This window comes from Bradyrhizobium sp. 149 (assembly GCF_023073915.1).
Classification (GTDB): domain Bacteria; phylum Pseudomonadota; class Alphaproteobacteria; order Rhizobiales; family Xanthobacteraceae; genus Bradyrhizobium.
This window is the reverse complement of the sequence record NZ_JADPKK010000022.1, coordinates 931723-944254: the sequence shown is the minus strand read 5'-3', so window position 1 is coordinate 944254 and position 12532 is coordinate 931723. Positions and strand designations below refer to the sequence as shown.

Sequence of the window (12532 nt, the reverse complement as noted above, 5' to 3'; positions counted from 1 at the left end):
TACGCCATGGCGCATAGCCTTCACTCTTCGTCATCCGCGCCAGCGCCGTTCCGCTCGAACCGGCCTGACCTCGCCACCGACACGATCCGGAGTGCGCGCGAGGACCTCGCTGCCTGTTTCCGCATGGCCGCGCGCAACGGCTTTGAGGAGGGCATCTGCAACCACTTCTCGGCCGTGGTGCCGGGCCATGACGATCTCTTCCTGGTCAATCCCTACGGCTACGCCTTCCGCGAGTTGACCGCGTCAAAACTGCTGATCTGCGACTTCCATGGCAACGTGCTCGACGGCGAGGGCGTGCCCGAGGCAACCGCGTTCTACATCCATGCCGAGATGCACAAGCGTCTGCCGCGCGCCAAGGTCGCCTTCCACACCCACATGCCCTACGCCACGGCGCTGTCGATGACGGAGGGCGATCCGCTGATCTGGGCCGGCCAGACCGCGCTGAAATTCTACGGTCGCACGGCCGTGGACCGCGACTACAACGGCCTCGCGCTCGACAACCGCGAAGGCGCGCGCATCGCCTCGGCCGTCGGCGATGCCGACATCATCTTCATGAAGCATCACGGCGTGATGGTGCTGGCACCGACCATCGCCGAGGCTTGGGACGATCTCTACTATCTCGAACGAGCCGCCGAGGTGCAGGTGCTGGCGATGTCGACGGGGCGACAGGTGCTGCCGGTCGACCACGCGATCGCCGCCGAAACCTACAGGCAGATGCGCGAGGGCGATTCCGAATCGGCCCGGCTGCATCTTGCGGCGATCCGTCGCCAGCTCGATGCTGAGGAGCCGCAGTATAGGCACTGAGCCTGCCGACGATCCTTGCTACGATCCCTGGCGCAGCTTCGCCAGCACCTTCAATCCGCCATAGCCGTCCGCAGGCGCAATTCCCGCGCGCTGCTGAAAATCCTTGACCGCCTTCATGGTGTCGTTGCCGACGCGGCCGTCGGTGCCGCCGGTGTCGAAACCGGCCTTGGTCAACCGCGTCTGCATTTCCTGCACCTCGGCGAGCGTCAGCGCGCGCTCCGAACCCGGGAAGGGCTGGATGAAGGGCGGCGCGCCGAGGCAGCGGTCGCCGAGATGGCAGATCGCCAGCGCATAGTTCATCGAGGGATTGTAGCTCTTCACCGCGTTGAAATTCGGTCCCAGCAGAAAGGTCGGCCCGCCCGCAACCGGCGTCCACATCTGCGCGGATGCGGAGGCTTGCGGAAACGGCTGGCCATCGGCGCGGGTGACGCCGGCTGCCTGCCATGCCGCATAGGTGCGGCTTCCGCCCATCTCACTGGGCGCGCGCACCTCGTAACCCCAATGCTCGCCGCGGTGCCATTTGCCGCGGTTGACCAGATATTTTGCGGTCGAGCCCAGCGCGTCGTCGGGCTTGCCGAACGGCGACACCTTGCCGTCGCCATCATAGTCGATGCCGACATTGAGCCAGACTTCCGGCATCCATTGCGAATGCCCCATCGCGCCGGCCCAGGATCCCTGCATCTGCTCCGGCGTGCTCCAGCCCTTGTCGACGATGCGCAGCGCGTTGATCAGCTCGGTCTCCCAATAGGCCTTTCGGCGCGGCTCGTTCCAGGCGAGCGCGGCGAGCGAGGGAAACACCGGCGTCATGTGGTTCTGCTGCACCAGCGGATCGCCATAGGCGGACTCGACGCCCCACAGCGCCAGCAGCGTGCCGCGCTCGACGCCGAACTCGCGCTCGATGCGCGCGAGCAGCGCCTCGTTGTTCTTCAGCGCGAGCTTGCCGTTGATGATGCGCCAGTCGGAGACGCGGCGGTTGATGTATTGCCAGAGCTGCTCATGAAATTCAGGCTGGTTGCGCATCTGCTTGAACACGCTCATGTCGGGCTCGACCCGCGCCATCGCGCGCTGCCAGGTCGCGGCCGAAATGCCTTTCGCCATGGCACGTGCGCGAAAGCCCTCGCGCCATTCCTCAAAGCCCGGAGGGGCGGCCAGGACGCGCGTTGGAAATGCGAGGAGTGCGGCTGCGCCGAGCGTGGATCGAAGCAAAGCGCGGCGGCTGCGAGAGGCTATGGAATCAGCGTGTTTCATGGACCCATTCTAGCGGGAAACATGGCGGCTGTGACCCGGTTCCTGGAACTGGAGGGATAGACCACGTGCCTGCGTTCCCCGGAACAAACTGTCGCACTCCCGCATTCCCCCAGCACCACGTTGGAGGAGGAGAAGATGAGGAAATATCTGTTTGCCGCCGCCATGGTCACCGCCGTCGCCGCGCCTGCGTTTGCCGATGAAGTCGGCGTTCACGTCGGTCCGGTCGATGGCGGCGTGACGGTCGGACAGTCTCACGAATATCGTGAGCGGGACCGCGATCGCGACCGCACCACCGTGATCAAGGAGCGCGAGCCCGCCGACCGCACCACGGTGATCAAGAAGGAAGATGAATTCGGCAATCGCAGCAAGACCGTGATTCATCACGACAACGACTGACGGAGTTGGGTCCCGGCCGATCGCCGGGGCCCGCTTTTTCGGGAAGACTTTGGGGTGGAATGAAGATACGTGCACACGCCGAAAGCCATGTCGTCGAGCTGGACGACGGATCGCAATGGCAGATCTTTCCCGGCGATCTCGCGACGACGCTGAGCTGGAAGCCCGAGACTGATCTTCACCTGGAGCCGAGCGGCGACCGGGTGAGTTCGCATGTGCTGGTGAACGCGACCGACGGAAGCCGGGTGCGCGTGCTTGCCGCAAGCGAGACCTGGCCGGACGGCGAGGTTAAGAAAGTGTTGAAGGGCGGCTAGGGCGCGTCACGCCAGGCCGCATACCCCCATTTTTAAGCGTGACGTTTTACGGTCGGTTCGCTTCCGTCTGCGTATGATGCGCGCATGCGGGAGCTGTTCGACATTATGCGTGCCAACCCCTGGCCGTTCGGCGCCGGACTGTTCCTCGTGATCCTGATGATCATTGCCGAGAACTTTGGCCGCGGCATTCAGGGTGGCGGTGACTCCGGTGGCGATTTCTCGGATGTCGGCGGGTGTGACGGTGGCGGAGACGGGGGAAGCGGCGACTAGAGTCGCCTAGTCCTCCTGCAACTCCATCGCGACGTTCGCGAGCCAGCGGCGAATGCTTGCTTCGGCCTTGGCATCCAGCCCGGCGGCAAGGCGCTTCTCCAACGCAATCACCCTTTCCCGGCACGCTTTCAACAGCGTCGCGCCGCGCGGTGTCAGCGTCCATTGCTGGATGCGGCCGTGGACGGGATGGGGTGTCATCAGAATCGCACCGTCACGTTCGAGATTGCGGATGATGACGCCGACGGTCTGGGGCGTCAGAAAGGTGAGGCGGGCAACGTCGGCGCCCGAGAGGCCCGGATAGGCATTGAGCATGGTCAGCACCGCGAATTGCGGTGAGGTGACACCGAGATCGGCCAGCGACCGCTCCATCGTCAGACGGACTGCGGCGTGGGCCTGCCGCAGCAGATAGCCGAGATAGCCCTGCTCGCCGCGCTTGCCTTCTCCTGGAGCTGGCACGCGGATCGCCGGGGCAGCCGTGGGCACCTTCCGCCGCGGTTGCGATCTCGTGATATCAGCCGGCTTGCGCGACATGTAAGGGCTCTTATACTGTATAAGGACTCTTACAATGCCACGAGGTGAACGGCAATGTCACACGCCCGCAGCGAATACGGGGATTTCAAGAAGATCGCACCCGATGCGTATGAGCTGGTGCTGGCGCTCGGCGGGGTGGCGGCCAAGGCCGGCCTCGACAAGCAGCTTCTCGAACTGGTCAAGCTCCGGGCCTCGCAGATCAACGGCTGCGCCTTTTGCGTGCAGCATCACGTCCTGCTTTCGGAGCGGATCGGCGTCCCCGTGGACAAGCTCCATTTGGTCGCGGTCTGGCGCGAGGCGCCGATCTTCTCCGCGCGTGAACGTGCCGCGCTGGCCTGGGCGGAAGCGCTGACGTTGCTGCCGGCCGGCGTCAGCGAGGATGTCTATTCCGAGGCGAGCCGTGAATTCTCCGAGACGGAGCTGACCTACCTGACCTCCGCGGTCGCCTCGATCAACGTCTGGAACCGTTTTGGTGCGGCGTTTCGCTGGACACCGGCGAGCCGGCCGGTCGCAGCGAATGCGGCGGCATCCAGATTGCAAGGAAGGAGATCATGATGACAGGAATGAGTTTTCCCACCACCCAACGCCCGATGCCCTCGCGTTCGATGGCGATCGCCGTCGCCGGCGGGTTTGCCTGCGCGCTTGCGATCGGCAAGGCGTTGCCGGTGACGATGGACACCATATCCGGTGCACTCTCGCCGCTTTGCGCCACTGCCGCCGAAAGCTCGCCCCTCGACAAGGTCGAACCGATTGGCTCCTACGCGCTGCCGAACGTGCCGGGCAAGCGCGTCACCATCGTGCGCGTGTTCTACGGGCCCGGCGGGTTCTCACGGCCGCATCGTCACGCAGGATCCGTTACCGCCTACATCACCAAGGGCGAGATCCGCTCCCAGCTCGGCGGCGGCCCGGTCGAGACGTTCGGCGTCGGCCAATCCTTCTTCGAGCCGCCCGGCTCGACGCATCTGGTCTCGGCCAATGCCAGCACCACGGAGCCGGCGGAATTGATCGCGGTGTTCGTGGCGGACGAAGGCGCGCAGTTGACGACGTTGTTGGAGTAGCCGGGACTCGCAATCCGAAATCGCCGTTGTTCAGGTCGGCAGCGACCGCTTAAACCGTTTCCATAGCGGTGAAAGACCGTATGCGACGGCCGGTATCGCAACCGCGCCGACAAGGAGCCCAATGACACCTGAGATGGCTGCCTCGACCGACCATTCGACGATGCCGGCAATGGAGGGAAGGAGGTGCGCGGCAGCCTCGGTCGCGGCATGGACCGTTTGGCCGACCCCCGATGGGCCGTATCGTTCGATGCCGTGCAGGATGATGCCGCCGCCGACCCAGATCATCGCGGCGGTGCCGATGGTGCTCAGCACTGCCAGAAAGGCAGGCATGCCGCGGACGAGCGCACGTCCAAGCAATCGGATTGCGCCGCCAATGACCGAGGGGCCGTCATACCGCGCAAGGGCCACGCCAACATCGTCCGCCTTCACGATCATGGCGACCACCCCGTAGACACCAATTGTGATGAAAATGGCGACGAGCGCCAGCACGAGCGCCTGCGTCCAGATGCTGCCTGCCGGGATGGCCGCCAGCGTGATCGCCATGATCTCCGCCGACAGGATGAAATCCGTCTTGATGGCGCTCGCGACCTTCTCGTCCTCAATCGACGGCCCATTCAACGCAAGCGGCTGAAGCTGAGCTTCGTGGTGGCGCGCATGATGCGGCATCGCAGCTTCGAGCACCTTCTCGGCGCCCTCGTAGCAGAGAAAGGCTCCGCCCAGCATGAGCAGCGGCGTGACCGCGGCGGGAAGGAAATAACCAAGCAACAGGGCAATGGGCAGCAGGATCAGCAATTTATTGCGCAGCGACCCAACCGCAATCTTGCCCACGATCGGCAGTTCGCGTTTCGAGGCAAAGCCGATCACGTAGTTCGGGGTGACGGCTGCATCATCGATGACCACGCCAGCCGCCTTTGCTCCCGCTTTGGCAGTCTGGCTCGCGACATCGTCGAGCGAGGCTGCTGCCACTTTTGCAATCGCCGCTATATCGTCGAGAAGACCAATCAGCCCGACACTCATCAATCCTGTTCCCTATGCCTTTGAGCTGGCGGTGCGTGCGAGAACATCTTTTGCACGGCCCGGCATTGGAGCGAGCAAACCGTCAATTCTCGTCGCGGCCCGATCCCTCGCGTTGGTCGGGCTTGAGCACATCCTCCGGCAGCGCATGTGCGACCGGCTGCGGCGTGCCCGCGATCTCCGGGCCGACCTCGCGGCCGCGGGCGCGGATCAGGCGTTCGTAGGAGGCGACCAGCGTGACGTAAGGACTGACCCAGATCCAGCCGTCGTGGGTAAACACTTGCACGTCGAAATGCAGGTGCATCGAGGTGCCGGCGGGATGGTCGAGATAGTTCGAGACCACGCCGATCTTCTCGCCCTCCGATACGATGCGGCCATGGAGTAGGCCGTCGGCGTTCATCGCCTGCGGATTCATATGCATGTAGCGGAAGCGGATGTGCTCGGTCCGGCTGTTGACTTGAAGGGTCACGGCCTGGTCCTTGGAGCCGCGTATGACTCTCGCATCGCGCACGGCGACAACGCCGCGCTGCTTGGGATTGCAGGCTTCGCGGCCGTCTCCGGAGGGTGGGCACTCGGCCGCGCGGATGTCCTCGCCCTGGTGGCCGTAGCCGCCGCCGCATTGCCAGACCTCGAAACTGCGGGATTCGCAGAAATTGTCGCGCCAGGGATGGGCGGTCGTGCTCTCGATCTTGTCGCGCCTGGCATAGGATTGCGAACGTACGAACGCCGGCGCCTTCTCAAGGGGGAAGCGGATCTGTGCATAGGCCATCACGTCGGGATGGCCGCTCTTATTGCGATAGCCGGTGTTCGGGATGAGGTCCCCGCTCGGCCGGTAACTGAAATCTGTCGAACGGGCTGCGGGACGATCGAGAATGCTGGAAGCGATGTCCGTCAGCGGCCGCAGGCGCTGGCCGCCGGCCACGCGCAGCGCCTTCAGAAAACGCTCGGCGACCGGATAGGCCTCCTTGCAGGCAAGCCGCCGCGGCTTGGCGACGCTGTCGAGGCATTGGATCGACACCACATAGGCGACGCCGAAACGGGCGAAAGCGTAGCGCACATAGCCTTCCCGGATGAATTTGCGCAGGTCCGGGTAAAGCGCTGCGAGCGGTTTGACCGGCTCGCCCTTGCCGCCCGAGGGATCGGCAATGTCGTAGACAAGCGCCGAACCCGTGATCTGCACCTCGACCGGCCTTGCGAACACCCGGCTCGGCATGCCGTCGCCGGCGCCGGGCTCGAACGAGAAGGTCGCGCTGTAGCCGGCGGGGCCGACATCGAACACATCGACGGAATTGAAGTCAGCCTGGTAACGCGCCAGCGCGAGTGCTCCCGGCGCGCCATTGCGCTGTGCTTCGAAATAGGCGGCGGGGTCGAACGGCAGCAGCACGGGCACGGAACTGCGCGCGATGCCGGGGAAGAATTGCGAGGAGATCGCGTTGAGTTGCACCAGCGCCGGCATCGCGCGCGGATCGTAGCGCGGCACCGAACGACGGGGTGCGAAGATGAAATCCTCGGCAGCCCGGGGATGGGCGTTGATTTCGGTGCGGAGCTGGTCGAGCGCCGCGCGCCAATCGACGCGCAGGGCCGTGAGCGAGGGACTGCGGAATTCATCCGCAGCCAGCGGAGAGGCAATGAGGAGCGAAAGCGACGCCAGAAGCCGCGAGACGAAGCGGAAACCCTTCCCAACCACTGTCTCGCCCCCCGGCGGCACCTGTTGTGTTCGCTCTGGTCCCCGTCAGTCCTTGGCGCGCTCGGAGTAGGAGCCGTCCTCGGTCATCACGACGATGCGGGTACCGACTGCAATATGCGGCGGCACCGTCGTGCGCACGCCGTTCGAGAGCACGGCGGGCTTGTAGGAAGAGGAGGCGGTCTGGCCCTTGGTCACGGGCTCGGTCTCGACCACTTCCAGCGTCACGCGCTGCGGCAGGGCGATCGACACCGGGTTGGCGCCGTGCAGCGACAGCTTGACGGTCATGCCCTCCTGAAGATAGGCCGCCGAGTCGCCGATAACGTCCTTGGACACCTGGACCTGGTCATAGGTCTCCGGGTTCATGAAGTGGTAGCCGTCGCCATCTTCATACAGGAAGGTGTAGTTGCGCTCTTCGATCGTGGCCTTCTCGACCTGGTCGGTGGTCTTGTAGCGCTCGGAGATCTTTACCCCGTCCGAGATTCGGCGCATTTCGATCTGGCTGACCGGGGTGCCCTTGCCGGGATGGATGTTCTCGGCGGTCACGACGACATATAGCTTGCCGTCTTGCTCGATCACGTTGCCCTTGCGAATAGAACTGGCGATGACTCTCAAAGCTGTATTTCCTGCTTGCTTGGCCCGGCTCAGGCCAGGACGTGGTCAAATTGATGGGGGACCTGGGGCCCCAAATCAGACCACGGCACCCGTTTCGGGCCGCAACATACTGGTTTTGCCGTTGGATGCCAGCATTTTGCTGGCCTGCGGGACGGCCGGCTGATGGCTGGGGACAAGCCGATGTCGCCGTTCTGGTCTCCCTCGCGGCATCTCGACCGCCGGCCGTTCCTTCAGGCCAGGGGAGCCATCACCGGGGCTCTACGGGGATTTTTCGCGGAGCAGGCCTTCGTCGAGGTCGAAACCTCCGTTCTCCAGGTCTCCCCGGGCAACGAGACCCACCTGCACGCCCCCAGGACGGAGATCATGCGGCCCGACGGTAGCCGTGTGAGCCGATATTTGCGGACCTCGCCGGAATTCGCCTGCAAGAAGCTGCTGGCGGCCGGCGAGAGGCGGATTTTCGAGTTCGCCCGGGTGTTCCGGGACCGCGAACGGGGCGACCTGCATTTGCCCGAATTCACCATGCTGGAATGGTATCGGGCAGACGCCCCCTATGACGCCATCATGGCCGACTGCGTCGTCCTCGTCGCCCGTGCGGCGCAGGCCACCGGTATCGGCACCTTCGCGTTCCGCGGCTGGACCGCCGATCCTTTCGCCGAGCCGGAGCTTTTGACGGTCGCCGGCGCCTTCGAGCAGTTCGCGGGGATCGACCTGCTTGCGACCATTTCCGGCAGCGAGGGCGACCGCGCCGCGCTCGCGCGGGCTGCTGCCGGCAAGGTCCGCGTGGCCGAGGACGACACCTGGTCCGACCTCTTCAGCAAGGTCCTGGTCGAGCATGTCGAGCCGCATCTGGGGCAGGGGCGTTTGACCATTCTGTGCGAATACCCATCTCCAGAAGCGGCACTGGCGCGCGTGAAGGCCGGCGATTCCCGCGTTGCCGAGCGGTTCGAGGTCTATGCCTGCGGGGTCGAACTCGCCAACGGCTTTGGCGAACTGACCGACGCAGAGGAGCAGCGCAAGCGCTTCACGGAGTCCATGGCGGAAAAGCAGCGCCGCTACGGCGAGGCCTATCCGCTGGACGAGGATTTTCTGGCCGCTGTCGCCGAAATGCCGGAGGCGAGCGGCGTCGCGCTCGGCTTCGACCGGCTGGTGATGCTGGCGAGCGGCGCATCGCGAATTGATCAGGTGGTCTGGACGCCGCCTGCAAATGAAACGTTAAGTGAGACATGACGAAGAGCAATCTTGCACGCACTTTGCGCGAGCCGGCCGAACTTGTCGCCGAGCAGCTTGTAACTGCCGAAGCGCTACCCGCACTCGAACGTGTGGCCGCACGCTACGCGGTTGCGATTACGCCGGCGCTGGTCGAACTGATCGACAAATCCGATCCCGACGATCCGATCGCGCGTCAATTCGTTCCGACGGCCGCGGAGCTGGAGATGCAGCCGGGCGAGAACGCCGATCCGATCGGTGATCACCCGCACTCGCCGGTTCCCGCGATCGTGCATCGCTATCCCGACCGCGTGCTGTTCAAGCTCGTTCACGTCTGCGCGGTCTATTGCCGCTTCTGCTTCCGCCGCGAGATGGTCGGACCCGGCAAGGAGAACGCGCTCTCGGACGGCGCTTATCGCGCGGCGGTCGACTACATCCGCTCGCACAGGGAGATCTGGGAGGTGATCCTGACCGGCGGCGATCCCCTGATGTTGTCGCCGCGGCGGATGAGCGAGATCATGGCCGATCTTGCCGGCATCGATCACGTCAAGATCATCCGCCTTCACTCGCGCGTGCCGGTGGCCGAGCCCGCGCGCATCAGCGACGAGATGGTTGCGGGGCTGAAAGTCGAGGGCGCGACCACCTGGGTGGCGCTGCATGCCAACCATGCGCGCGAACTGACGGGCCCGGCACGCGCCGCCTGCGCGCGGCTGGTCGATGCCGGAATTCCCATGGTGAGCCAGTCCGTGCTTTTGCGCGGCGTCAATGACAATGGGACGGCTCTGTCGGATTTGATGCGAGCTTTCGTCGAATGCCGGATCAAGCCCTATTATCTGCATCACGGCGATCTCGCGCCGGGTACGGCGCATCTGCGAACGACGCTCGCCGAGGGGCAGGAGTTGATGCGGCAGTTGCGCGGACGGGTGTCAGGACTGTGTCAGCCTGACTATGTCATCGACATTCCCGGCGGCGCCGGCAAGTCGCCGGTGGGGCCGAATTACGTGTCGCCGGTGCAAAATACCGCACCTGATGCGGGTGATGCGGCATCGGAAACGCGCTATCGTATTGTGGATTATTGCGGCGACGTTCACCTCTATCCGCCCGAGACCTGAGCGGTCGCGATGGGGACGCTGGCTCGAGGAATGGAGGGAGAGACATGAAGAAGATCATGGTGGCAGTATCGCTCGTGGTCTTGCTCGGCGGCGCGGCGGTAGCGCAGACCGGCAGCCCCAAGGGATCGACATCGGGGGGCGCGACCTCTGGATCCACGCCGTTGGCACCCGTGGGCCATCGCCAGCCGCGCGCCGCCGATGTGCCCAGCGAGAAGAACCTGAGCGACCCGAACGATCCCCTCAGCAAGGAAAATCAGGCGCTCGACAAGAAGATCAAGAGCATCTGCCGCGGCTGCTAGGCGCCGGAGCAGCGGGCAGGGTGCGACAGCCTCACCCCGCCCGCAATCGTTCGGTCAGGCGGAGCGCTCGTGCCGCCCTGCGCGCTTGGTGTTGCGCCGGATCTCGACCGCGTCAGCAAGCTGCTTGAGCACGGTTGCCGTGGTCGCCCAGTCGATGCATCCGTCCGTGATGCTCTGGCCATAGGCGAGCGGTTTGCCCGCCACCACGTCCTGGCGCCCGGCGACGAGATTGCTCTCGATCATCACCCCCATGATCCGGCTCTCGCCGCCGGAAATCTGCCCGGCGATGTCGGCCGTCACAAGCGGCTGGTTTTCCGGCTTCTTGCTCGAATTGGCGTGGCTCGCATCGACCATCACCAGCGGTGCGACGCCGGACTTCGCCAGGTCGTTGCAGGCCGCCGCGACGCTTGCCCCATCGTAGTTCGGCGTGCTGCCGCCGCGCAGAATGATGTGACAATCCTCGTTGCCCGCGGTCGAGGCGATCGCCGAGCGGCCGAGCTTGGTCACCGCCATGAAATGATGCGGATGCGAGGCCGACTTCACCGCGTCCGCCGCGATGCGCACATTGCCGTCGGTGCCGTTCTTGAACCCGACCGGGCAGGACAGCCCCGAGGCCAGCTCGCGATGAATCTGGCTTTCGGTCGTGCGCGCGCCGATCGCGGCCCAGGACACCAGGTCCGCAATGTATTGCGGCGTCGTCATGTCGAGAAATTCGGTGCCGGCGGGCAGGCCGAGATTGTTCACCGCCGAGAGCACGTTGCGCGCCAGCCGCAGACCCCTGTTAATGTCGAAGCTGCCGTCCAGATCAGGATCGTTGATCAGGCCCTTCCAGCCGACGGTGGTGCGCGGCTTCTCGAAATAGACCCGCATCACGATCTCGAGCTGGTCGGCAAGGTCTTCACGCAAGCTCGCAAGGCGCTCGGCGTATTCGAGCGCGGCCCTGGGATCATGCACCGAGCAGGGGCCGACCACGACCAGAAGCCGGTCGTCCTGCCCGTTGAGGATCGCATGGATGGCGTTGCGTGCCGCCATCACCACGCGCGTCGCGGTGAGCGTGCGCGGGACTTCCCGCATCACCTCTTCCGGCGTGCTCAGCTCTTTCAGTTCGCGGATACGAAGATCGTCGGTCGTGCTCAGCACGGCGGGCTCCTGTCATTTTGAGAACCTGCCGGCCAATAAAAAAGCCGCCAGGTCTGGCGGCTGTTCGGACTAGATGCTGCAATTTGTCAGATTGAGCGTGATCCTCCCACCGCCAGCGAGCTGTCGTAGCTAAAATACCAATAAAAGCTGGTGGCGACGTTGATCATGGTCAGTCATATAGCGCGGGATCGGCGGGTTGTCACCCCCCAAAGCCACGTGAGGGCCACCGGGCGCCTCAACTGTTGCTTTTGCGCGCCGCCAGCGCCATGCCGATCAGCGTGGCGCCGCCGAACAGCAGGTTGATGCCGACGAGGATGCCGATCGCCCATTCCGCCGAGCTCGGCAATCCCGTGATCACCATGAACGAGATCGCGATGTCGACGAGGCCCGAGATCAGGAGCCACGACCAGCGGCCGCCGGGCTCGCGGCGGTGCTCCAGCGCGTACATGATGGTGGCGACGCCCTCGGCAAGAAAATAGGCGCCAAGCACGATGGTCAGCGTCAGCACGGCCTGGATCGGCCGCGCCAGCAGCAGCATGCCGGCGAGCACGGCGAGCGCGGCCGAGATCAGCGACCACCAGAAGCCCGGCGTGCTGCGTGCCCAATAGGTGGCGATCAATCCGCCGATGCCGCTGATCAGGAACATCCAGCCGAGGAAGATCGCAATCGCAAGGCTTGCGAGCGGCGGCAGGATCAGTGCGGCAAGGCCCAGCACCACAAGCAGGATGCCTTCGAACAGGAAAGCCTTCCAATGCGCCTTGACCGTCTGGCTCATGGCGGATTGCAGCCGGGAAAAATCCTCAGGCGATGTCATGGGCAGACTCCGGATCGAAAGGTGTGCGCT

At 64.7% G+C, this 12532-nt stretch carries 16 protein-coding genes; 9 read left to right on the top strand and 7 right to left on the bottom strand.

Annotated features, from left to right (window positions below):
* Positions 1-6 precede the first annotated feature (6 nt).
* On the top strand, positions 7-804 hold the full coding sequence (locus IVA88_RS22190; protein WP_247499294.1) for an aldolase: 798 nt from the start codon (positions 7-9) through the stop codon (positions 802-804).
* 18 nt (positions 805-822) lie between these two features.
* Here IVA88_RS22190 and IVA88_RS22185 read toward each other — a convergent pair whose 3' ends face one another.
* Positions 823-2052: a lytic murein transglycosylase gene (locus IVA88_RS22185; RefSeq protein ID WP_247499293.1), complete on the bottom strand. Its 1230-nt coding sequence runs from the start codon at positions 2050-2052 to the stop codon at positions 823-825.
* A 135-nt stretch (positions 2053-2187) separates the two neighbouring features.
* Between IVA88_RS22185 and IVA88_RS22180 the strand changes: the two genes are divergently transcribed.
* The 3 genes from IVA88_RS22180 to IVA88_RS22170 all read left to right on the top strand — a co-directional run bounded on the left by IVA88_RS22180 (position 2188) and on the right by IVA88_RS22170 (position 3029).
* A complete protein-coding gene (locus IVA88_RS22180) occupies positions 2188-2448 on the top strand; it encodes a hypothetical protein (RefSeq protein ID WP_247499292.1) in 261 nt (86 codons plus the stop codon).
* Positions 2449-2507: 59 nt separating this feature from the next.
* Entirely contained in the window at positions 2508-2759 is a 252-nt protein-coding gene (locus IVA88_RS22175) for a hypothetical protein (protein WP_247499291.1), read from the top strand.
* An 84-nt stretch (positions 2760-2843) separates the two neighbouring features.
* Positions 2844-3029, top strand: coding sequence for a hypothetical protein (locus IVA88_RS22170; RefSeq protein WP_247499290.1), 186 nt, complete (start codon positions 2844-2846; stop codon positions 3027-3029).
* 6 nt (positions 3030-3035) lie between these two features.
* Here the strand turns inward: IVA88_RS22170 and IVA88_RS22165 are convergent, their stop codons facing one another.
* Complete coding sequence (locus IVA88_RS22165; protein WP_247499289.1) at positions 3036-3560, bottom strand: MarR family transcriptional regulator; 525 nt, start codon at positions 3558-3560, stop codon at positions 3036-3038.
* A 54-nt stretch (positions 3561-3614) separates the two neighbouring features.
* Between IVA88_RS22165 and IVA88_RS22160 the strand changes: the two genes are divergently transcribed.
* Together IVA88_RS22160 and IVA88_RS22155 are read left to right on the top strand one after the other, a co-directional pair.
* On the top strand, positions 3615-4115 hold the full coding sequence (locus IVA88_RS22160) for a carboxymuconolactone decarboxylase family protein (protein WP_247499288.1): 501 nt from the start codon (positions 3615-3617) through the stop codon (positions 4113-4115).
* Positions 4115-4618 (top strand): cupin domain-containing protein, encoded by a 504-nt coding sequence (locus IVA88_RS22155; protein ID WP_247500388.1) that lies wholly within the window; start codon positions 4115-4117, stop codon positions 4616-4618. Before IVA88_RS22160 ends, IVA88_RS22155 begins: the two co-directional genes overlap by 1 nt.
* A 30-nt stretch (positions 4619-4648) precedes the next feature.
* On the opposite strand, the gene IVA88_RS22150 is transcribed toward IVA88_RS22155, so the two are convergent.
* The 3 genes from IVA88_RS22150 to efp all read right to left on the bottom strand — a co-directional run bounded on the left by IVA88_RS22150 (position 4649) and on the right by efp (position 7931).
* Complete coding sequence (locus tag IVA88_RS22150) at positions 4649-5635, bottom strand: DUF808 domain-containing protein (protein ID WP_247499287.1); 987 nt, start codon at positions 5633-5635, stop codon at positions 4649-4651.
* An 82-nt stretch (positions 5636-5717) separates the two neighbouring features.
* Positions 5718-7340 (bottom strand): M23 family peptidase, encoded by a 1623-nt coding sequence (locus IVA88_RS22145; protein WP_247499286.1) that lies wholly within the window; start codon positions 7338-7340, stop codon positions 5718-5720.
* A 24-nt stretch (positions 7341-7364) separates the two neighbouring features.
* The gene (efp, locus tag IVA88_RS22140; RefSeq protein WP_148738367.1) at positions 7365-7931 is read right to left on the bottom strand and encodes an elongation factor P; all 567 of its coding nucleotides are present in this window, start codon (positions 7929-7931) and stop codon (positions 7365-7367) included.
* Between the two features lie 162 nt (positions 7932-8093).
* On the opposite strand from efp, the gene epmA reads away from it, so the two are divergent.
* Genes epmA through IVA88_RS22125 form a run of 3 tightly spaced genes read left to right on the top strand, consistent with a single transcriptional unit; the run spans position 8094 to position 10548 of the window.
* Positions 8094-9158: an EF-P lysine aminoacylase EpmA gene (gene epmA / locus IVA88_RS22135; RefSeq protein ID WP_247499285.1), complete on the top strand. Its 1065-nt coding sequence runs from the start codon at positions 8094-8096 to the stop codon at positions 9156-9158.
* Positions 9155-10249 (top strand): lysine-2,3-aminomutase-like protein, encoded by a 1095-nt coding sequence (locus IVA88_RS22130; protein ID WP_247499284.1) that lies wholly within the window; start codon positions 9155-9157, stop codon positions 10247-10249. Before epmA ends, IVA88_RS22130 begins: the two co-directional genes overlap by 4 nt.
* Before the next feature lie 44 nt (positions 10250-10293).
* Positions 10294-10548: a hypothetical protein gene (locus IVA88_RS22125; RefSeq protein WP_247499283.1), complete on the top strand. Its 255-nt coding sequence runs from the start codon at positions 10294-10296 to the stop codon at positions 10546-10548.
* A gap of 54 nt (positions 10549-10602) precedes the next feature.
* On the opposite strand, the gene IVA88_RS22120 is transcribed toward IVA88_RS22125, so the two are convergent.
* Together IVA88_RS22120 and IVA88_RS22115 are read right to left on the bottom strand one after the other, a co-directional pair.
* Positions 10603-11688: a 3-deoxy-7-phosphoheptulonate synthase gene (locus IVA88_RS22120; protein ID WP_346657623.1), complete on the bottom strand. Its 1086-nt coding sequence runs from the start codon at positions 11686-11688 to the stop codon at positions 10603-10605.
* 235 nt (positions 11689-11923) lie between these two features.
* Positions 11924-12502: an HdeD family acid-resistance protein gene (locus IVA88_RS22115; protein ID WP_247499282.1), complete on the bottom strand. Its 579-nt coding sequence runs from the start codon at positions 12500-12502 to the stop codon at positions 11924-11926.
* Positions 12503-12532 lie beyond the last annotated feature (30 nt).